Here is a 19,569-nt window from a genome sequence, read left to right as displayed (position 1 = left end):
AGGCCGAAGCCTCCCGCCTCAGCGCCCCTCGCGCGTGGGCTCCAGCACCGCCACGCACTCCACATGGTGCGTGACCGGGAAGAGGTCGAAGGCACGTGTGCGGCGCGGGGAGTAGCCCTCCTCGCGGAAGTACTTCAGGTCGCGGGCGAGTGCCGCCGGGTCGCAGGCGACGTAGGCGATACGGCGGGCGCCCAGGGCCGCGAGGCGGGTCACCGTCTCCTTGCCCGCGCCCGCGCGGGGCGGGTCCAGGACGATGAGGTCGGCCTCGGTGATCCCGGTGCGGGGCAGCACCTGCTCGACCTTGCCGTGCTCGATGCGGACGCGCTCCAGGTCCTGGAGGTTGTGCCGGGCGTCCTCCACCGAGCGCTTGCTGGACTCGATGCCCAGCACCGCGCCGCGCTCCCCCACCCGCTCGGCGATCGCGCCCGCGAAGAGGCCGACCCCGCAGTACAGATCGAGGGCCGTCTCGCCCTGGCGGGGCATCAGGCCCTGCATGACGGCCTCGACCAGGACGTCCGCCGCCTTGGGGTGGACCTGCCAGAAACCGGCCTCGCCGACCCGCCAGGTGCGGCCCGCCGCGCGCTCGCGGACGAAGGGGCGGCCGTGGACGCGGTGCACCAGACGGGTCCGGTCACGGCCGCGGGACTCGCTGACCCGCAGCACGGAGACCGGCCGGTCCAGTTCGACGATCGGCAGCCGGCCGCCGGGGCGCGGGGTGAGGACGACCTGGCGGTCGGAGGAGCCGGTGGCGGCGATGGCCTCCACGCTGGCGATCTGGGGCCATTCGCGCTTCTCGACGCCGAGTTCGGTGACGCCGGGGGCGGCGATCAGGCAGTGGTCGATCGGCTCGACCTCGTGCGAGCGGTGGCGGCGCAGTCCGGGCCGGCCCTGCTCGTCCACCGCGTACTGCACCCGAGTGCGCCAGGCCGGGACCTCGCCGCGGGCCACCTTGTCGCCGGGCGCGGGCTCGACCGTGCCGTCCCAGCCCGCCTCCTCGGGGGTGAGCCCCGCCAGCCGGGCGAGCTGCTCGGTGATCACCTCGGCCTTCAGCCTGCGCTGGGCGCCGGGGGCCGCGTGCTGCCAGTCGCAGCCGCCGCATTTGCCGGGGCCGGCGAACGGGCACGGCGCCTCGACCCGGTCCTTGGAGGCGTCCAGCACCCGCACCGCGTCGGCGCGCAGGAAGCGTGCGCCCTCCTCGCCCTCGGTCACCCGGGCGACGACCCGCTCACCGGGCAGCGCGTGCCGGACGAAGAGCACCTGGCCCTCGCCGGTCCGGGCGATGCAGTGGCCGCCGTGCGCCACCGGGCCGACCTCGACCTCGTACTCCTCGCCGACCAGCGATGCCTTGGGTTCACTTTGCATGGCGGGTTCAGGCTCCAGAGGGGGTGAGGGGGCGCGGTGGGACAACAGCCCACCAGTCTACGTCGCGCCCGCCCTCACCCCGTCACGCCCTGATGTCCCGGCCCCGCGGGCCCACCGTCAGGGAACCTGCGAGGTGACGCCCGGCTTCTCGCCCCTGGGCCCCTTCTCGCCCTTCTCCCGCTTGGCCGGAATCACCGGGCCGCGCCGCACCGCCCCCGGGGCGTTCCACTCGGCCCGCTTGCGCGCCCGCTTCCGGGCCAGCTCGGAGGAGTCGAGCTGCCACGGCACTGAGGTGACCATGACGCCCGGGGTGAACAGCAGCCGCCCCTTGAGCCGCAGCGCGCTCTGGTTGTGCAGCAGATGCTCGTACCAGTGGCCGACCACGTACTCGGGGATGAAGACGGAGACCACATCGCGCGGGCTCTCCCGGCGCAGGCTCTTGACGTAGTCGATGACCGGCCGGGTGATCTCGCGGTAGGGCGAGTCGAGGATCTTCAGCGGCACATCGATGCCGCGCTCCTGCCACACCCGCTGCAGCGCCTTGGTCTCGGCGGGGTCCACGTTGATGCTCAGCGCCTCCAGCCGGTGCGAGCGCATCAGCTTGGCGTAGGCCAGGGCGCGCAGCGTCGGCTTGTGGACCTTGGAGACCAGCACGAGGGAGTGCACCCGGGAGGGGCGCACCTCCTCCTCGTCGAGCTGTTCGGTGGCCGCCGCGAGTTCCTCGGAGACGCCGTCGTAGTGGCGCCTGATGGCCGTCATGGTGACGTAGAAGATGACCATGCCGAGCAGGGCGACCCAGGCGCCGTGGGTGAACTTCGTCAGCAGCACCACGACCAGCACCAGGCCGGTGAAGAAGGCCCCGAAGGTGTTGATCGCACGGGCGCGGACCATCCGGCGGCGGGCGTTCGGGTCCCGCTCGGTGGCCAGATGGCGGTTCCAGTGCCGCACCATGCCGGTCTGGCTGAGGGTGAAGGAGACGAAGACGCCGACGATGTAGAGCTGGATCAGCCGGGTGGAGTCGGCCCCGTAGAGGTAGACCAGGACCGCGGCGGCCGAGGCGAGCAGCACGATGCCGTTGGAGAAGGCGAGCCGGTCGCCGCGGGTGTGCAGCTGGCGGGGCAGATAGCGGTCCTGGGCCAGGATCGAGCCGAGCAGCGGGAAGCCGTTGTACGCGGTGTTGGCGGCCAGGAACAGCACCAGCGCGGTGGCCGCGGCCAGCACCACGAAGAAGAACGAGCCGTCGCCGAAGACCGCGGCCGCGACCTGCGAGATCACCGGGTTCTGGGTGTAGTCGGCGCCGAGCGGAGTGCCGTTCTTCAGCAGGTCGTGCGCGGGGTTCTCGGCCATCTTGACGTTGGTCACCAGGGCCAGCGTGATGATGCCGACGAACATGGTCACGGCGAGGCCGCCCATCAGCGCCAGCGTCGTCGCCGCGTTACGGCTCTTGGGCTTGCGGAAGGCGGGCACGCCGTTGCTGATCGCCTCGACGCCGGTCAGGGCCGCGCAGCCGTCGGAGAACGCGCGCAGCAGCAGGAAGATCAGCGCGAAACCGGCCAGCCCGGTCTGCTCGGCGTGGACCTCGAAGCCCGCGGTGGGGGCCTTCATGTCGTCACCCAGGACCAGCCCGCGGTAGGCGCCCCACAGGATCATCACGAAGACGCCGCCGACGAAGACATAGGTGGGGATCGCGAAGAGCTTGCCCGACTCCCGTACGCCCCGCAGGTTCATGAGCGTCAGCAGCAGGATGATCCCGACCGCGCACAGTGTCTTGTTCTCGACGAAGAAGGGGACGGCCGAACCGAGGTTCTCCACACCGGAGGAGATCGACACCGCCACCGTGAGGACGTAGTCGACCAGCAGGGCGCTGGCGACCGTCAGACCCGCCTTGGGGCCGAGGTTGGTGGTGGCGACCTCGTAGTCGCCACCCCCGCTGGGGTACGCGTGCACGTTCTGGCGGTACGAGGCGACCACCGTGAACATCAGCACGATGATGGCGATCGTGATCCACGGGCTGTAGTGGTAGGCCGACGCACCCGCCACGGACAGAACGATCATCACCTGCCCCGGCGCATACGCGACGGAGGACAGGGGGTCGGAAGCGAAGACGGGGAGCGCGATGCGCTTGGGGAGGAGAGTCTCCCCCAGCTTGTCGCTGCGCAGGGCCCGCCCGATCAGGATCCGTTTCGGGAGGTCGGTCAGTTTGGACACGCAGAGGATCGTAAGGGGTAGCCCGGGCCCCCGCCCACCCGCCCACCCCCGGGAAAAGGGGCGGGCGGGAGCAGTGCGCCGGAGGCGATCAGGCCAGGCGCGCGGGCAGGGTGCGGTGGCCGTTGGAGATGAAGGACTCCACCGGCTCCAGCGGCTCCTGCCCGGACGCGAGCGTGAGCCCGGGGAAGCGGTCGAAGAGCGCCGGGAGCGCGATCGCGGCCTCCAGCCGGCCCAGCGGGGCGCCGACGCACAGATGGACGCCGTGGCCGAACGCCAGGTGGCTCTTGAGCCGCCGGGTGACGTCGAAGCGGTCCGCGTCCGCGCCGTGCACCTCCGGGTCGCGTCCGGCGGCCGCGTAGGCGGCCAGGATCGCGTCGCCCTGGTGCAGCACCACGCCGCTGTCCAGCTCGATGTCCTCCACGGCGTAGCGCAGTGGCAGGTTGGCGACCGGGGCGGAGTGCCGCAGCGTCTCCTCGATCACGTCCTCCCAGGTGGCCCGGCCGGCCCGGACGTGCTCGAGCTGCTCGGGCCGGGTGAGCAGCGCGTGGATGGCGTTGTCCAGCAGGTTGACCGTGGTCTCATGGCCGGCCGAGAGGAACAGGGCGAGGGTGTCGGTCAGCTCCTTCTCGCTGAGCTTGGAGCCGCTCTCCTCGTCCCGCACCGCGATCAGCCCGCTGGTGAGGTCGTCGCCGGGCCGCTCGCGCTTGGTGGCCACCAGCTCGCCGAGGACGGCGTACATCTCGTTGAATGTGGCGGTGACCTCCTCCGGGGAGGCGGAGGTGTGGAAGATGCTGTCCACGACCCGGCGCATCCGCTCGCGCAGGTTCTCGTCGTCGAGCCCGAACAGCTCGGAGATCACCTGGATCGGCAGCGGGTACGCGTACGCCTCGCGCAGGTCGACCACCTCGCCCGGCGCGGCGGCCAGGTCGTCCAGGAGCGTGGTGCAGATCTCCTCGACGCGCGGCCGCAGGGCGGCGGTGCGCCGGGCGGTGAACGCCTTGGAGACCAGGGTGCGCAGCCGCCGGTGGTCGCCGCCGTAGGCGGTGAACATGTTCTCGACGGCGACCCAGGTGATCAGCGGCCACTCGGGCGTGATCTCACCGTTGATCCACACGGGCCAGTGCTGCCGGGGGTCCTTGGAGACCCGGGGGTCGGTCAGCAGCTCCTTGAGGGTCCGCTGGCGGGTTATTGCCCACGCCACCACGCCGTCAGGAAGCTCAACAAGCGTCGCCTCGCCGCCTGCGGCGACTCGGGCTGCCTCTCCGGCGATGTCGCGGCCGGCGGGGTCGAGGACGATGGGACGGGGTTCCATTGGCTGACTCCAGAGGTCTCGTCGAATCGGACCGGCTCGGACACGGACGCCGCGAACGGCTCGTTCACGGCGACCGCTTGGGCGGGGAAGCGCACCGGCAGGGCGGCCAGGGCGCGAGTGAAGGGCCCGGTCCGCCAGGTCAGCCGCTCGACGGGGACCGCCAGTTCCATGTCCGGGAGGCGGTCCAGGAGCCGCTCGATGGCCACGGAGGCGATCACCCGGGCGGGCCGCTCGGCGGGGCAGCGGTGGGCGCCCGCGCTCCAGGCCAGATGGGCCTTGTTGCCGGACCGGCGGTCGGAGGCCAGGGACGCCTCGTGGTTGGCCGCGGCGTAGCTGATGAGCACCGGTTCGCCCTTGCGCAGCCGTACGCCCGCCACGTCGCAGTCGTACCGGGGGAACCGGGTGCCGTAGTTGGCCATCGGCGGGTCGTTCCACAGGACCTCGTCCAGGGCGTCCTGGACGGGCATGCTGCCGCCGGACAGCTCACCGGCGAAGCGGTCGTCCGACAGCAGCAGGCGCAGCGCGTTGGCGATCAGGTTCTGCTGGGGGTCGGTACCGGCCGCCATCAGCAGGATCATCTGCTGCATCAGCTCGTCGTCGGTGAGCTGCGAGGGATGCGCGATCAGCCAGGAGGTGACGTCGGCGGAGAGCTGCCGGCGCTTGTCCGCCAGCAGGCCGGAGATCCAGTGGAGCAGCTCGTCGTTGGCCGCCGCCGCCTCCTCGCCGCTGTCGAAGAGCTTCATCATCGTCTCGACCAGCTTCGGCCCGTCCGCGGGGCGTGCGCCGAAGAGCTGGTTGAAGACCAGCAGCGGAAGCACCGACGCGTACTCGGTGATCAGTTCGGCCTCGCCCCGGGAGGCGAAGGCGTCGATCAGCGTCTCGGCGCTGCGCTCGACGTACTCGCTGAGGGCGTGCGGGTCCACCCGGTCCAGGCTGTCGGTGATCGCCCCGCGCAGCCGGGCGTGTGCCTCGCCGTCGCAGAACAGCGCGTTCGGCCGGTACATCATCATCGGGGCGACCGGGTTGTCCGGCCCCACGCTCCCGTCCGCCATCGCCCGCCAGCCGCGCGGGTCCTTGGCGAACCGTTCGGTGTCGCGCAGGATCTCCAGGCCGAGCGGGTAGCTGGTGACCAGCGAGGCGTACACCCCCGGCGTCAGCTCGACCGGTGCGATCGGCCCATGGGTGGCGCGCATCCGCGCGTAGGTGCCGTGCGGGTCGGCGGCGAACTCGGGACCGTACATCGGTACGGCCGCGCTCTGCCCGGTGGCGCCCACGGCCTCGGCGGGGCCCGCGTGCGCGGGGCAGCCCGGTGGGGGAACGGGGCCGGCGGCTGGACGGTTGGTCACACAATCTCCTGAGAACTACGGGTCTGGCGGGCCTGTAGATATTGGACGAGGGCGATCAGCGCGTGGGTGGAGGAGATCCGGTCCCGGGCGTCACAGGTCACCAGGGGGGTTTCCGGAAGCAGATCGAGGGCCTCCCTGACCTCCGGCTCCGCGAAGCGGGGAGAGCCCTCGAACTGGTTGACGGCGACGGCGTACGGCAGTCCGTGCTCCTCCAGGACGGCCATCACCGGGAAGGACTGCTCCAGCCGCCGGGTGTCGGCCAGGACGAGCGCGCCCAGCGCCCCGTTCGTCATGTCCCGCCACAGCCGGGTGAAGCGCCGCTGTCCCGGCGCGCCGAACAGATAGAGCACCAGGGACTCGCTGAGGGTGAGCCGGCCGAAGTCCATGGCGACGGTGGTGGTCGTCTTGTCCTCGGTGCCCCGCAGGTCGTCGATGAGCGCACCGGCCTGGGTCATCGTCTCCTCGGTGCGCAGCGGCCGGATCTCGGACAGCGAGCCCACGTAGGTCGTCTTGCCGACGGCGAAGTGTCCGACGACCAGGATCTTCGCCGCCACCCGCACCGTATGGGGCAGATAGACCGCCTTGTCGTCAGAGGCGAGCGCGGAGTCCATCGAGCACCTCCTGCAGGAGCTGGGTGTCGGGGACGTCGGCGGCGGGGATCGGGGACCGTGTGGAGACGTGGCCGCTGTCCACGAGGTCACCGAGCAGGACCTTGGTGACGCTGACGGGCAGCTCCAGGTACCCGGAGACCTCGGCCACCGAGAGCGCGCCGCCCAGGCACAGCTCCATGACCCGCCGCTTCTCGGGGCTGAGCCCGGTGAGCGGCCGGTCGGGGTGGGCCATGACCAGGGTCACCAGGTCGAAGGTGTTGCGAGTCGGGTAGGCACGGCCGTCGGTGACCACATACGGCCGTACCAACCCTCGTTCGCGCCGCCCCGGGCTCATGCGCGGCTGCCGATCCCCTGCCGCGGGAGGCCCTGCCGCGGCGGGCTGGTGAGCTCCTTGCCGAGCCGGTCGACCAGCTTCTGCATCCGGTAGCTGACCGCCTCCATGTCCACGGCCTCGGTGGCCGAGACCGCCAGATACGCGCCGGGCCCGGCGGCGATCAGGAAGACGTACCCGCCGACGAACTCGACCAGCGTCTGCTGCCAGGGCGTCTCGTTCGGATCACAGAACTCGGAGGTGGAGCGGCTGATCGACTGCAGCCCGGAGAGTGCGGCGGCCTGGCGCTCGGCCTCGTCGCGGGCGATGCCCTCGGAGTACGCCCGCAGCATCCCGTCCGCGGAGAGCAGGATCGCGTGCCGTGCCTCCGGCATCTTGACGACCTCGTCGAGCATCCAGCCGAGCTCGTTGTTGAGATGGTCGTTCATGCCTGGCGATTCCCTTCGTCATGGTGAGGGGCGGAGTCCTGGGTGTCGGCACGGCCGGAGCGGGTGCCGCGCGCGAACGCGCCCAACCGCGAGGCGGTTTCCTCCGCCGAACGCGCGCGGTGCGCGCCGGTGTCGTCGGATTCGGCGGCGCCGGTCCGCCCGGCCCCAATGGACCAGTCGGCGGCCGGCGGAGTGGCGGCGGCCTGCCTGCGGCGGCGCTTGGGCAGACCGCCCTGCGTGGTGCCGTACACGCGTGTGGCCTCGTCGTCGCCCAGGGACGGCTGGGGCGCCGGGGCGGGTGCCGGGGCCGGGGCGGGCGCGGGAGTGGGAGCGGGCGCCGGAGGCGGGGCCTGGGGCGGGACCTGGCCCCGGGGCGGGGTCTGGGCCTCGGCCGGAGCGGTCTGCGCCTGCCGCGCTCTTCTGGGGGCGCGGGTGCGGCGGGAGGGCAGGGTGTGCAGCGGCTCGGCGCCCTCGGGGTCCTGCGCCGCGGTGCCCGCCCGTCCGTCGGGGTCGATATGGGTGAGCAGCTCGCTCGGGAGGAACAGCACGGCACGCACACCGCCGTACGGGGACCGGGTGTCCACCGAGACGCTGAAGCCGTACCGCGCGGCCAGCAGGCCCACCACGGCGAAGCCGAACTGCGGCGGGTCGCCGAGCCGGGAGACGTCCACGGCGCGCTGGCCGGAGAGCAGGGCGGCGGCCCGCTGGACCTCCAGGCCGTCCATGCCCACACCGGCGTCGTCGATCACGATGCAGGCCCCGTTGTGCACCGGCTGGAGGCTGACCTCCACCGAGGTGTTGGGCTGCGAGTGGCGGGCGGCGTTGTCCAGCAGCTCGGCGACCGCGAGCACGACGGGCTCCACGGCCCGGCTCACCACGGCGACGTCGATCAGGGCGTGCACCTGCACCCGCTGGTAGTCGCGGATGCGCGACTTGGAGCCGCGGACGACATCGGTCAGCGAGGAGGCCAGCCGCTGACGGCCGGGCCAGGAGCCGCAGAGCACGGCGATGGCCTGGGCACGCCGGCCGAACTGGGCGTTGGCGTGGTCGATCTCCAGCAGGTCCCGCAGCACATCGGGGTTGTCGTGCCGCTCCTGCATCTCGGAGATCGACACCTGCTGCTCGTTGGCGAGTCCCTGGACGGCTCGCATGGACGCCTTGAGCGCCGCCTTGGCGGAGGCGTCGGCGCGCGTCTGTGCCTTGTCCACCGCGCGGGTGAACTGTTCCATGACGGCGTGCAGGCTCTGGGCGAAGGCCGTACCGGCCAGTTTCTCGTCCCGCAGGCCCGGCAGCGGGCCGGGCTGGCTCAGCACATCGGCGATCGACGGGAGGCGTACGTCGACGAGGTGCTGCACCTCCTCGTCACGGGACCGCAGGCTGTCCTCGAGAGTGGCGTTGCGCCTGCGGACTCCGGCGGTGATCTGCCGCTGGCGGATCAGAAGCACCAGGACGACGAGAAGCGCGGCGGCCAGACACCAGCTCACCGCCTCCGTTATGTGATCAGTCATCAGGAACCTCGTGCAGAAGAACGCGGGCGCGGAAGGAACGATTCAGAGCCCTGATGTCCCGTCCGGAAACGGAATACGGCGATCATCTTAGCCATGTCGTGACCTAGTATCCGACGCCCGCGACAAAGTTCGAACCAGCGGCATTCGCTCGGCATTTGTCATGTGGTTTCGGTGAAGATCCGGGATTTCAGGCAAAGATGAAGGGTCGCGACCACCGATGAGGCGCCGTAACCCGGGCCCACCGTAGTGGTCGAGGCTGATCACCAACAGCCTTTTCACTCCGCGTCCGCAACCGGAAATGATCGTTGCCCTTCCCTGTCCCTCCCCTCCCGGCACGTCTGCGATCACCTCCGACCGTCTCCCCGCATCGCCGATCATCGCGGGAACTTTCCCGCTATGTCGTACGTCACCACGTTCATCTCCCGGCCGTCGCGCGCGGACGGGGGAGCGGGCCGCCGGTACGGATACGGTGGGGACAGGTGCCGCGGCGGCCGACTCCCGTCGTCCCCGGGCACCGGCACCGGGGTCCCGCCCCGCTGTCGCCCCGTAGGTCCTGGAAGGAAGATGTGAGCAGGGTGTTTGCGCAGGTCGGCACGGTCATCTGGAGTGCGGGGTAAGACGCATGCATATCGTGATCATGGGCTGTGGCCGGGTGGGCGCGGCCCTCGCCCAGACCCTGGAGCAACAGGGGCACACGGTCGCGGTCGTCGACCAGGACCCCACCGCCTTCCGCCGCCTGGGTGGGGGCTTCGGCGGGCGCCGGGTGACCGGCGTCGGCTTCGACCAGGACACCCTGCGCGAGGCGGGCATCGAGGAGGCCGGGGCCTTCGCCGCGGTGAGCAGCGGCGACAACTCCAACATCATCGCGGCCCGGGTGGCCCGCGAGATGTTCGGGGTGGAGAACGTGGCGGCCCGTATCTACGACCCCCGCCGCGCCGAGGTCTACCAGCGCCTCGGCATCCCGACCGTGGCCACGGTGCGCTGGACCGCCGACCAGATGCTGCGGCGGCTGCTGCCGTCCGGCGCGGAGCCGCATTGGCGGGACCCCAGCGGCGGGGTGCAGCTCGCCGAGGTGCACATCTCCCCCTCATGGGTGGGCCACAAGGTCAGCGTGCTCCAGGAGGAGACCGGAGTGCGGGTCGCGTTCCTCACCCGGCTCGGCGAGGCGATGCTGCCGACCTCCGGGACGGTGCTGCAGGAGGGCGACCTGGTGCATGTGATGATGCGCACCGACGAGGTGGAGAAGGTCGAGGCAGCCTTCGAAAAGGGGCCTGAGGAGGCGAACCGATGAGGGTTGCCATTGCGGGTGCGGGCGCCGTGGGGCGTTCCATCGCGAGCGAGCTGCTGGAGAACGGGCACGAGGTGCTCCTCATCGACAAGGCGCCGACCGCCATCTCGGTGGAGCGGGTGCCGCAGGCCGAGTGGCTGCTGGCCGACGCGTGCGAGATCACCTCCCTGGACGAGGCGGCGCTGCAGCGCTGCAACGTGGTCATCGCGGCCACCGGTGACGACAAGGTCAACCTGGTCGTCTCGCTGCTCGCCAAGACCGAGTACGGGGTGCCCCGGGTGGTCGCCCGGGTCAACAACCCCAAGAACGAGTGGCTGTTCAACGAGGCATGGGGCGTCGATGTCGCCGTCTCCACCCCGCGGCTGATGTCGGCGCTGGTCGAGGAGGCGGTGAGCGTCGGCGATCTGGTGCGGCTGCTCCGCTTCAGCCACGGCGACGCCAATCTGGTGGAGCTGACGCTGCCGCCGGAGGCTGCGCTGGTGGGCACCCGGGTCGGCGATGTGGAGTGGCCGGAGGACACCACGCTGGTCACCATCATCCGCGGCACCCGCGTGCTGACCCCGAACAAGGACGATGTGCTGGAGGCCGGTGACGAGCTGCTGTTCGTCGCGGCACAGGCGCGCGAGGAGCAGCTCGAGCAGCTGCTGTCCGTCCAGCGCCAGGACGCCACGGGCTAGACGCCACGGGCTAGGACGCCACCACGGGCAAAGACCGCGGCCCGGGCTCTCCATACAGGGAGCCCGGGCCGCGGTCTCAATGGCCCAGGTGGCCTGGGTGGCCTCAGTGCCGGGGCGGCTGCCGGTCGGCCGATTCGGTACGGGCCTCGGACACGATCTGGTCGGTCCACTCCGAGAGCACCGGATCGGCGGCATTGCCGACCTGGGACTTCCGTTCCCGCTCGGCCTTCTCCTCCGCCTCCATCTCCGCGATCACATCGATCGGCGGCGGAGCCTTGGCGAGGAAGATCCAGGTCAGATAGACACAGAGCAGGAACGGCGGAATGCCGAGCGCGACCTTGACCCAGCCGAGCTGGGTGGCGTCCCCCCACCAGTAGAGCGGGAACAGCACCGCCGACTTGGCCAGCAGAATCAGCCCCCACGCCCAGGTGGACCGGGTGTAGGCGCGGAACCGGCCGGGGTTACGGGTGCGCCAGGAGAGGTTCTCCTTGAGCATCGGCCCGAGCAACACCCCGATCAGCGGAAAGCGGAAGATCGCCGAGAGAATGTAGGCGATCGCCAGCCCCAGGGTGTAGAGCATGCCCGGCAGATAGAAGTTCTTCGCGTCGCCGGACATCATCGCGAAGATCGCGCCGAACGCGACCCCGAACACCCCGCTGAAGGCGTGCTTCAGCGTCTCCTTGCGCACCAGCCGGGCGACCGCGAGCAGCACGCTGAGACCGATCGCGGCGATCGCGGCGAGATGGATGTCGCGGTTGATCGTGTACAGCAGGACGAAGACCAGACCGGGGACGGTGGTGTCCACCATGCCCCGCACCCCGCCGAACGCCTCCAGGAGCGCGGTGTCCGCCGCCGCCCTGCTGTCGGCGGCGGCGCTTCGGTGCCCGGTCGGGGTCGTCTTGTCGTCTGGCGTCACCGGCTACTCCTGTCCGAGCGGTCGGAGTTCGTACTTCGGATTGAACAGCACCCGGCGCCCATGGCTCATGGAGATCCGGCCCGAGGCGATCAGCTTGCGCCCCGGTTCTATCCCGATGATGGAGCGACGGCCCAGCCACACCACGTCCAGCGCGGCGGTGCCGTCGAAGAGCTCCGCCTCCAGAGCGGGAACTCCGGCCCGCGGTCTGAGCGTCACCGTGCGCAGCGTTCCCGTCACCTTGACGATCTGACGGTCGCCGCAGTCGCCGATCTTGGTGCAGCCCGCGGCCTCCGCGTCCTGCTGCAGCTCGGCGGAGTGCAGTTCCTCCTGGGAGCTCGACAGCCGGTCCAGCATCCGCCGGAACCGGCCGACCGGTTTGTCGGACCTGACTCCCCTGTCGGCCCCGTCGGAGGGGTGAGGTACGGAACTCATACGGCCAGCGTACCGGTGCGTCGACGCCGAAACGTCGTCCCCGCACTCATCGCCCGACCCACTCATCGCTCGAACCGGTAGCCCATCCCCGGCTCGGTGACGAAGTGGCGCGGATGCGAGGGGTCGGCCTCCAGCTTGCGGCGCAACTGCGCCATATAGACCCGCAGGTAGTTGCTCTCGGTGCCGTACGAGGGGCCCCAGACCTCCTGCAGCAGCTGCTTCTGGCTGACCAGGCGGCCGGCGTTGCGCACCAGGACCTCCAGCAGATGCCATTCGGTGGGGGTCAGCCGCACATCGCGGCCGTCGCGATGGGCCTTCTTGGCGGCCAGGTCGACGGTGAACGAATCGGTCTCCACCACCACCGAGTCGTCCGGCTGCCCGGCGGGCTCGGCGCGGCGGACGGCCGCGCGCAGCCGGGCGAGTAGCTCGTCCATGCCGAACGGCTTGGTGACGTAGTCGTCCGCCCCGGCGTCCAGGGCCTCGACCTTCTCGTCCGAGGTCTGACGGGCGGAGAGCACCAGGATCGGCACCCGGGTCCAGCCCCGGAGCCCCTTGATCACCTCCACCCCGTCCATATCGGGCAGGCCGAGGTCGAGCACGATCACATCGGGATGGCGGGCGGCGGCCAGCCGGAGCGCGGTGGCGCCGTCCGCGGCGGCGTCGACCTCGTACTTGCGCGCCTTCAGGTTGATCACGAGGGCGCGTACGATCTGCGGCTCGTCGTCGACCACAAGCACCCGGTTCATGGGGCGGGCCTGCCTTTCCGTTCCGTTCTGCCTGACGTGGAGCCGACCTGGACCGGGAGGCCGGGGTCGACCGGCGGGCGGCCGGCGGCGACACGCAGCGTGAGCACCATGGTCATACCGCCGCCGGGGGTGTCCTCGGCGGTCAGCCGGCCGCCCATGGCCTCGGCGAAGCCGCGGGCGACGGCCAGCCCGAGGCCGACCCCGGCGCCGCGCGGGGCGTCCCCGTACCGCTGGAAGGGCTCGAAGATGCGGTCCTTCTCGCTGTCCGGCACGCCCGGGCCGCCGTCGGCCACGCGCAGCTCCACACGGTCGCCGAGGGCGCTCGCGGAGACCAGCACGGGGCGGTCCGGCGGGCTGTACTTCACCGCGTTCTCGACGATGTTGGCGACGCCGCGCTCCAGCAGCCCGGGGTCGACCGCGACCATCGGCAGCTCCTCGGGGATGTCGAGGGTGACCTTGGCCATGGGGACGCCGACGAGCGCCATCGGCACCACCTCGTCCAGGTCGATCTCCCGGATGAGCGGGGTGACGGTGCCGGTCTGCAGCCGGGACATGTCCAGGAGGTTCCCCACCAGGTGGTCCAGCCGGTCGGCGCCGTCCTCGATGCCCTCCAGCAGCTCGGCCTCGTCCTCCTCCGACCAGGCGACGTCATCGGAGCGCAGGGAGCTCACGGCCGCCTTGATGGCCGCGAGCGGGGTACGCAGATCGTGGCTGACGGCGGCGAGCAGCGCGGTGCGGATGCGGTTCCCCTCGGCCAGCTCACGGGCCTGCCCGGCCTGCTGGGCCAGCCGCTGCCGGTCGAGGACGACGGCGGCCTGGGCGGCGAAGGCGGCGAGCACCCGGCGGTCCTCGGCGGGCAGGACCCGGCCGGAGAGCGCGAGCGCCATATGGTCGCCGACCGGCATGTCCACCTCCGCGTCCTCGGGCCGTTCGGGCGCCGGGGTCCCGTCGTGGCTGCCGACGCTGCCCGCGCAGGTCCACGGGGCGACGTCGCTCTCCCGCTCCAGCAGCGCCACCGAGTCCATGGCGAACGTCTCGCGGACCCGCTCCAGCAGCGCCTCCAGGCTGGTCTCGCCGCGCAGCACGCTGCCCGCGAGGAACGACAGTATCTCGGACTCGGCCCGCAGCCGGGCGGCCTGGTGGGTGCGGCGGGCGGCGAGATCGACCACCGAGGCCACGCAGACGGCGACCGCCACGAAGATCGCTATGGCGACGATGTTCTCGGGGTCGGCGATGGTCAGGGTGTGGGTGGGCGGGGTGAAGTAGTAGTTGAGCAGCAGCGAGCCGACGGCCGCCGAGGCGAGGGCGGGCACCATGCCGCCCAGCAGGGCGGCCAGCACATTGAGGAACAGGAAGAGCAGCACCTCGTTGGCGAAGCCGGGCCCGGCCTCGGAGGCGAGGGTGGCGCCGGTGCCGGTGAGCAGCAGCGTGAGCAGGGCCGGTCCGGCCACCCCGACCACCCAGCCCGCGATGAGCCGGGAGCGGCCGAGCCGGGCGCCGCGCGCCACCGGCAGCCCGCGGCCCTTGGCGACCTCGTCATGGGTGACGATGTGGACGTCCAGGTCGGGCCCGGAGTCACGGGCGACGGTGGCGCCCACGCCGGGTCCGAAGATGTACTGCCAGGTCTTGCGGCGGCTGGAACCGAGCACGATCTGGGTCGCGTTGACACCGCGGGCGAACTCCAGCAGCGCCCCCGGGATGTCCTCCCCTATGACGTGGTGGAAGGTGCCGCCGAGGTCCTCCACGAGGGTGCGCTGGACCGCCAGCTCCTTGGGGGAGGCCGAGGTCAGGCCGTCGCTGCGGGCGATGTAGACGGCGAGGATCTCGCTGCCGGAGCCCTTGGCGGCCATCCGGGCGGCGCGGCGGATCAGGGTCCGTCCCTCCGGGCCGCCGGTCAGCCCGACGACGATGCGCTCACGCGCCTGCCAGGTGGAGCGGATGGAGTGCTCGTCGCGGTACTGCTGGAGGTATTCGTCGACCCGGTCGGCGGTCCACAGCAGGGCCAGCTCGCGCAGCGCGGTCAGGTTCCCGGGCCGGAAGTAGTTCGACAGCGCGGCGTCGACCTTGTCGGGCGCGTAGATGTTGCCGTGTGCCATACGGCGGCGCAGCGCCTGGGGCGACATGTCGACCAGCTCGATCTGGTCGGCCCGGCGCACCACCTCGTCCGGGAGGGTCTCCCGCTGGCGCACCCCCGTGATCGACTCCACCACGTCGCCCAGCGACTCCAGGTGCTGGATGTTGACGGTGGAGACCACGTCGATGCCCGCGCGCAGCAGCTCCTCGACGTCCTGCCAGCGCTTTTCATTCCGGGAGCCGGGGACGTTGGTGTGGGCGAGCTCGTCGACGAGCGCGATGGCGGGGTGGCGCGCCAGCACCGCGTCCACGTCCATCTCGGTGAAGGTGCTCCCCCGGTACTCCAGCTCGCGGCGGGGCACCTCCTCGAGCCCGTGCATCATCACCTGGGTACGGCGACGGCCGTGGTGCTCCACGAAGCCGACCACGAGGTCCGCGCCCCGCTCGACCCGGCGATGCCCCTCGGACAGCATCGCGTACGTCTTGCCCACGCCCGGTGCCGCACCGAGGTAGATCCGCAACTTTCCGCGTCCCATACCCCTATTTTCCCTGTTGGACGGCGCCTGAGCTCATGGCGAGCTACCAGAGGGCGATGCTTGTAGAGCAAACCTCGTCTCCGGCCGGGCCGGCCGTTCCTTGACGGCTCCCTTACGGTCGTCGGCGCCGTCTTGACGCGCCCTTGACGTCCGGCCGCCCAACCCCGGGCGAACCCATACGAAAAGCCGGTGGGCCGTACTCCGCAGAGAAGAGTACGGCCCACCGGCAGACGCTCACCTCGGGCCGGGCCTTGCGCCGTCGGCTCAGCCGGATGTGAGCGAGCAGCCCGCCAGGGCGTCGAGACCGGAGGGGGCGGTCGAGCCCTGGCGGGAGAAGGAGAGTTCGATGCGGTCGATCGTCGAGGCCCGCTTGTCCTTCAGCGGGCCCAGGATGGCGTTCTGCACGAAGTTGGGGCCGCCCTCGCCCTGGCTCGTGCTGAGCCGCTTGTTGGCCTCGTCGAGCTGCGTCTGGAGCAGCGCGACATTGCGGTCCACCTCGGCCTGGGCCGCCGCCGGCACGCCGCTGATCTTCGAGGCGACATCCGGGCAGCTGATCGTCTGGCCGGAGCCCGCGTCGGCCCCGCCGCCCTGCTCGGCTCCCCCGCCCTGCCCGGCCCCGGAGCCCTGCTCGGCTCCTCCGCCCGCGGGCTCGGACGCGGCGGCGGTCGGGGTCGCGCCGCTGTCCGCCTCGCCGCCCGCGCCGGTGCCGGAGCCCGCTCCCGCCTCACCGCCCGAGAGGGTGCACTCGGCGAGCGCGTCCAGCCCGGCCGGCTTCTCGGCGCGCCGTCCGATGGAGATCGCGATGCGGTCCAGGGTGGACTTCCGCTTGTCCGCCAGGGGACCGAGGATGGCGTTCTGCACGAAGTTGGGGCCGCCCTCGCCCTGGCTCGTGCTGAGCCGCTTGTTGGCCTCCGCCAGCTGCGTGTCCAGCAGGGCGAGGTTACGGTCCACCTCGGCCTGAGCCGCCGCCGGGATCTCCGGGAGGGAACCGGCCACCGCGGGGCAGCTGATGGTCTGGGCGGCCTTGGTCGACGCATCGGCGTCGCCGCTGCCGTCGTCCTGATCGGCCATGGCGGCTCCCACCACGACGGCCGCACAGGTGATACCGCCGATCGCGCCGGAGACGAGGATTCTCCGGCGGTGCAGTAACGGAAGGCCACGCGACATCTGATCACTCACCTCGTTGAGGTCGGACAGGGGTATCTCTCGCGACGCGCCCTCTCCCCCTCGGAGCGTCACAAGGTCTCGCGCCCATGAGTACGGCCGGTGCGGCCGGTGTGTTCACCGTGTCGCGCGAAATCCCCGAAGCGACCTCCGAGAAACGCCGAAGGGGCCCGGGGGCCCTGCCCCGGGCCCCTTCGGGCCTTGTCTCCTGCCGTGCGCGACGGCGGCTCAGCGGACCTCGGAGATCTCCGGGCCGCGCTGGAGCCGGTCGGCGCCGCCCGCGAACCGCGAGCCCTGCGCCTCGTCCTGCTGCACCCCGTCGGGCACCATCTGCGCGTCGTCCGGCAGCTTGAGGACGATCGGGTCGCGCGGGGCCATCGGGCCCTCGCCACGCACGACGACCGTGTCCCGGAAGACCGCCTCCAGGAGGCTGCCGGTCTCGGGCTGCACCGCGCCCTGCCCGGAGATCACACCGCGCAGGAACCAGCGGGGCCCGTCCACGCCGACGAAGCGGACCACCTGCACGCCGTTCTTGCCGTCCGGGAGCTGCACCGGGACCTGGGCGCGCAGCTCCCAGCCGAGCGGGCCCTCGACCTCGTCGACGACCCCGCCCTGCTGGGTGATGCCGGTGGCGATCTCGTCGCGCACCTCGCCCCAGATGCCTTCCTTCTTGGGCGCTGCGAAGCCCTGGAGCTGCACGGCGCTGTCCCGCAGCACCACGGTCGCGGCGACGATCGCGTCCCCCGCGACCTCCACCCGCAGCTCCATGCCCTCGACGCCGGGTACGAACAGACCACCGAGGTCCACCCGGCCCTCGCCGGGCTCGCGCACCTCGGATACGTCCCAGGGGCCCTCGGGGCGCGGGGCCGGCGGCAGGCTCACCCGGCCGGCCTCCACGGGTGCGGCGGTGTCCTCAGCGCCGTCCGCGTCCTCCGCGTCCTCGGCCAACTCGTCGGAGGTCACGTCGAGCGACTCGACGTCCTCCTTGCTGCGCTTGCGGCGACGTCCGAACACGTCATCGTCCTTCCCGGTCGGAACCGACCGAAGCGAATCCATTCCCACCCGTTGTGCCGTCCACGGCGGCATGACCGCCGGTGGACCCGAAGCCCCCTTCGGCCCGCGCCGACCCGGGAAGCTCCGCCACCTCCTGGAAGCGCACCTTCTCGACCTGCTGGACGACCAACTGGGCGATCCGGTCGAAGCGCTCGAACCGCACGCTCTCGCGCGGGTCCAGATTGACCACGATCACCTTGATCTCTCCACGGTACCCGGCATCGATGGTCCCCGGGGCATTCACCATGGCTACGCCGCAGCGCGCGGCAAGTCCGGACCGTGGATGCACGAAGGCGGCATACCCCTCCGGGAGCGCGATAGACACTCCGGTGGGCAGAACCGCGCGCTCCCCCGGAGCCAGCTCGGCCGCCTCGGTGGTGACCAGGTCGGCCCCCGCGTCGCCGGGGTGGGCGTACCCGGGGATCGGCACCTCGGGGTCCACCCTGCGGATCAGCACGTCGACGGGCAGCGGACTCATGGGTTCACCTCGAAAGCGCGCGCGACCTTCACCTGATCCGGATCGGCGAGCGCCGCGCCGATCTCCTCCGCCCGGCCGTTCTCGATGAAGTGGTCGACCCGCACCTCTATGAAGAGGGCCTGCGCCCGCACCGCGACGGGGCCGTCCGGAGCGCCGAGCCGGCCCGTGGCCGAGCAGTAGACCTTCCGGCCGTGCACGGCGGTCACCCGTGCCTCCAGATGCAGCTCGGTGCCGACCGGCACGGGCCGTACGAAGTCGGTCTCCAGCCGCCCGGTCACCGTGATCGCCCGCTGCAGCCAGTTGAGCGCCCCGAGCGTCTCGTCCAGCGCCGCGGCCAGCACCCCGCCGTGGGCCAGGCCCGGCGCGCCCTGATGGCCGGGGCGCACCGTGAACTCGGCGGTGACGCTCACGTCCTCGCCCGCCCGCGCGATCAGTCCCAGGCCCCCCGGCTGATCGCCGCAGCCGAAGCACTGGTCGTAGTGCACGCCGAGGGGCTTCCCGGGCGCGGGCGCGTCGGGGTGGCGCACGGGTGCCGTGGCTCCCTCCGGTGGCGTCAGCCCTGTCGTTCGTCCAGTCACAACGGCTGACCTTACCCGCGAGAACAGTCCGCTTCGGCGGCCGTGCCAAGCTGATACGCATGCAGCCTTACGAAGAACGCCTCAGCGCGCCCCGTTCCTGGTGGTTCATCGCCGTTCTGATCGGGGTTTCCGTGGGGTTGATCATGCTGCCGTTCGGCACTCTGCCGATGCTCGGCGGGCTGATCGGCGGTGCGGCGCTGGCCTGCGTCGCGGTGAGTTCGTACGGGTCGGCCCGGGTGCGCGTGGTGGCGGACTCGCTGGTGGCCGGCGAGGCGCGGATCCCGGTGTCGGCCCTGGGGACCCCGCAGGTGCTGGACGCCGCCGAGACGGCGGCCTGGCGGACCTACAAGGCCGATCCGCGGGCGTTCATGCTGCTGCGCAGCTACATCCCGACCGCGCTGCGGGTGGAAGTCACCGATCCGGAGGACCCGACACCGTATGTGTATGTGTCCACACGGAATCCGGAGGCGCTGGCCGCCGCGCTCACGGCCGTGCGACCCGCCTGAGCGGGGCCGCGCGAGG

The 19,569-nt window shown here is 71.6% G+C and carries 19 protein-coding genes; 3 read left to right on the top strand and 16 right to left on the bottom strand.

Going from position 1 to position 19,569, the window contains the following annotated elements; all coding sequences use genetic code 11:
- Positions 1-18 precede the first annotated feature (18 nt).
- From CGL27_RS34480 to CGL27_RS34445, 8 genes are all read right to left on the bottom strand, one after another.
- Positions 19-1,362, bottom strand: coding sequence for a TRAM domain-containing protein (locus CGL27_RS34480; RefSeq protein WP_078644268.1), 1,344 nt, complete (start codon positions 1,360-1,362; stop codon positions 19-21).
- Between the two features lie 117 nt (positions 1,363-1,479).
- Positions 1,480-3,570 (bottom strand): APC family permease, encoded by a 2,091-nt coding sequence (locus CGL27_RS34475; protein WP_119991745.1) that lies wholly within the window; start codon positions 3,568-3,570, stop codon positions 1,480-1,482.
- Positions 3,571-3,658: 88 nt separating this feature from the next.
- Positions 3,659-4,774: a cytochrome P450 gene (locus CGL27_RS34470; RefSeq protein ID WP_237299274.1), complete on the bottom strand. Its 1,116-nt coding sequence runs from the start codon at positions 4,772-4,774 to the stop codon at positions 3,659-3,661.
- Positions 4,756-6,228 (bottom strand): cytochrome P450, encoded by a 1,473-nt coding sequence (locus tag CGL27_RS52420; RefSeq protein ID WP_237299272.1) that lies wholly within the window; start codon positions 6,226-6,228, stop codon positions 4,756-4,758. The genes CGL27_RS34470 and CGL27_RS52420 overlap by 19 nt, the downstream gene beginning before the upstream one ends.
- Entirely contained in the window at positions 6,225-6,839 is a 615-nt protein-coding gene (locus CGL27_RS34460) for an ATP/GTP-binding protein (protein ID WP_078644263.1), read from the bottom strand. The genes CGL27_RS52420 and CGL27_RS34460 overlap by 4 nt, the downstream gene beginning before the upstream one ends.
- Positions 6,817-7,173, bottom strand: a complete 357-nt coding sequence (locus tag CGL27_RS34455; protein WP_078644261.1) for a DUF742 domain-containing protein — start codon at positions 7,171-7,173, stop codon at positions 6,817-6,819. Before CGL27_RS34455 ends, CGL27_RS34460 begins: the two co-directional genes overlap by 23 nt.
- Positions 7,170-7,598, bottom strand: coding sequence for a roadblock/LC7 domain-containing protein (locus CGL27_RS34450; protein WP_078644260.1), 429 nt, complete (start codon positions 7,596-7,598; stop codon positions 7,170-7,172). The genes CGL27_RS34455 and CGL27_RS34450 overlap by 4 nt, the downstream gene beginning before the upstream one ends.
- Entirely contained in the window at positions 7,595-9,106 is a 1,512-nt protein-coding gene (locus CGL27_RS34445; protein ID WP_119991744.1) for an ATP-binding protein, read from the bottom strand. Before CGL27_RS34445 ends, CGL27_RS34450 begins: the two co-directional genes overlap by 4 nt.
- Before the next feature lie 622 nt (positions 9,107-9,728).
- Here CGL27_RS34445 and CGL27_RS34440 point away from each other — a divergent pair.
- Together CGL27_RS34440 and CGL27_RS34435 are read left to right on the top strand one after the other, a co-directional pair.
- Positions 9,729-10,397 (top strand): TrkA family potassium uptake protein, encoded by a 669-nt coding sequence (locus tag CGL27_RS34440; RefSeq protein ID WP_078644257.1) that lies wholly within the window; start codon positions 9,729-9,731, stop codon positions 10,395-10,397.
- A complete protein-coding gene (locus CGL27_RS34435; RefSeq protein ID WP_059141661.1) occupies positions 10,394-11,071 on the top strand; it encodes a TrkA family potassium uptake protein in 678 nt (225 codons plus the stop codon). The genes CGL27_RS34440 and CGL27_RS34435 overlap by 4 nt, the downstream gene beginning before the upstream one ends.
- A gap of 103 nt (positions 11,072-11,174) precedes the next feature.
- Here the strand turns inward: CGL27_RS34435 and CGL27_RS34430 are convergent, their stop codons facing one another.
- From CGL27_RS34430 to CGL27_RS34395, 8 genes are all read right to left on the bottom strand, one after another.
- Positions 11,175-11,987, bottom strand: coding sequence for a DUF3159 domain-containing protein (locus tag CGL27_RS34430; RefSeq protein WP_119991743.1), 813 nt, complete (start codon positions 11,985-11,987; stop codon positions 11,175-11,177).
- Positions 11,988-11,990: 3 nt separating this feature from the next.
- Positions 11,991-12,419: an OB-fold nucleic acid binding domain-containing protein gene (locus CGL27_RS34425; RefSeq protein ID WP_014055423.1), complete on the bottom strand. Its 429-nt coding sequence runs from the start codon at positions 12,417-12,419 to the stop codon at positions 11,991-11,993.
- A gap of 62 nt (positions 12,420-12,481) precedes the next feature.
- Positions 12,482-13,165, bottom strand: coding sequence for a response regulator (locus tag CGL27_RS34420; protein ID WP_119991742.1), 684 nt, complete (start codon positions 13,163-13,165; stop codon positions 12,482-12,484).
- Positions 13,162-15,774 (bottom strand): sensor histidine kinase KdpD, encoded by a 2,613-nt coding sequence (locus CGL27_RS34415; protein WP_119991741.1) that lies wholly within the window; start codon positions 15,772-15,774, stop codon positions 13,162-13,164. The genes CGL27_RS34420 and CGL27_RS34415 overlap by 4 nt, the downstream gene beginning before the upstream one ends.
- Positions 15,775-16,038: 264 nt before the next feature.
- The gene (locus tag CGL27_RS34410) at positions 16,039-16,941 is read right to left on the bottom strand and encodes a hypothetical protein (RefSeq protein WP_119991740.1); all 903 of its coding nucleotides are present in this window, start codon (positions 16,939-16,941) and stop codon (positions 16,039-16,041) included.
- A 225-nt stretch (positions 16,942-17,166) separates the two neighbouring features.
- The gene (locus CGL27_RS34405; RefSeq protein ID WP_078644249.1) at positions 17,167-17,952 is read right to left on the bottom strand and encodes a DUF3710 domain-containing protein; all 786 of its coding nucleotides are present in this window, start codon (positions 17,950-17,952) and stop codon (positions 17,167-17,169) included.
- A 1-nt stretch (position 17,953) separates the two neighbouring features.
- Positions 17,954-18,469: a dUTP diphosphatase gene (gene dut, locus CGL27_RS34400; protein ID WP_078644247.1), complete on the bottom strand. Its 516-nt coding sequence runs from the start codon at positions 18,467-18,469 to the stop codon at positions 17,954-17,956.
- A complete protein-coding gene (locus CGL27_RS34395; protein ID WP_119991739.1) occupies positions 18,466-19,047 on the bottom strand; it encodes a PaaI family thioesterase in 582 nt (193 codons plus the stop codon). The genes dut and CGL27_RS34395 overlap by 4 nt, the downstream gene beginning before the upstream one ends.
- Positions 19,048-19,106: 59 nt before the next feature.
- On the opposite strand from CGL27_RS34395, the gene CGL27_RS34390 reads away from it, so the two are divergent.
- Positions 19,107-19,553, top strand: coding sequence for a DUF3093 domain-containing protein (locus CGL27_RS34390; RefSeq protein ID WP_078644244.1), 447 nt, complete (start codon positions 19,107-19,109; stop codon positions 19,551-19,553).
- Positions 19,554-19,569: the final 16 nt, after the last annotated feature.

The sequence above is a fragment of the Streptomyces sp. 11-1-2 genome, assembly GCF_003595545.1.
Lineage (GTDB): Bacteria > Actinomycetota > Actinomycetes > Streptomycetales > Streptomycetaceae > Streptomyces > Streptomyces hygroscopicus_B.
This window is presented reverse-complemented; position numbering and strand designations above follow the sequence as displayed.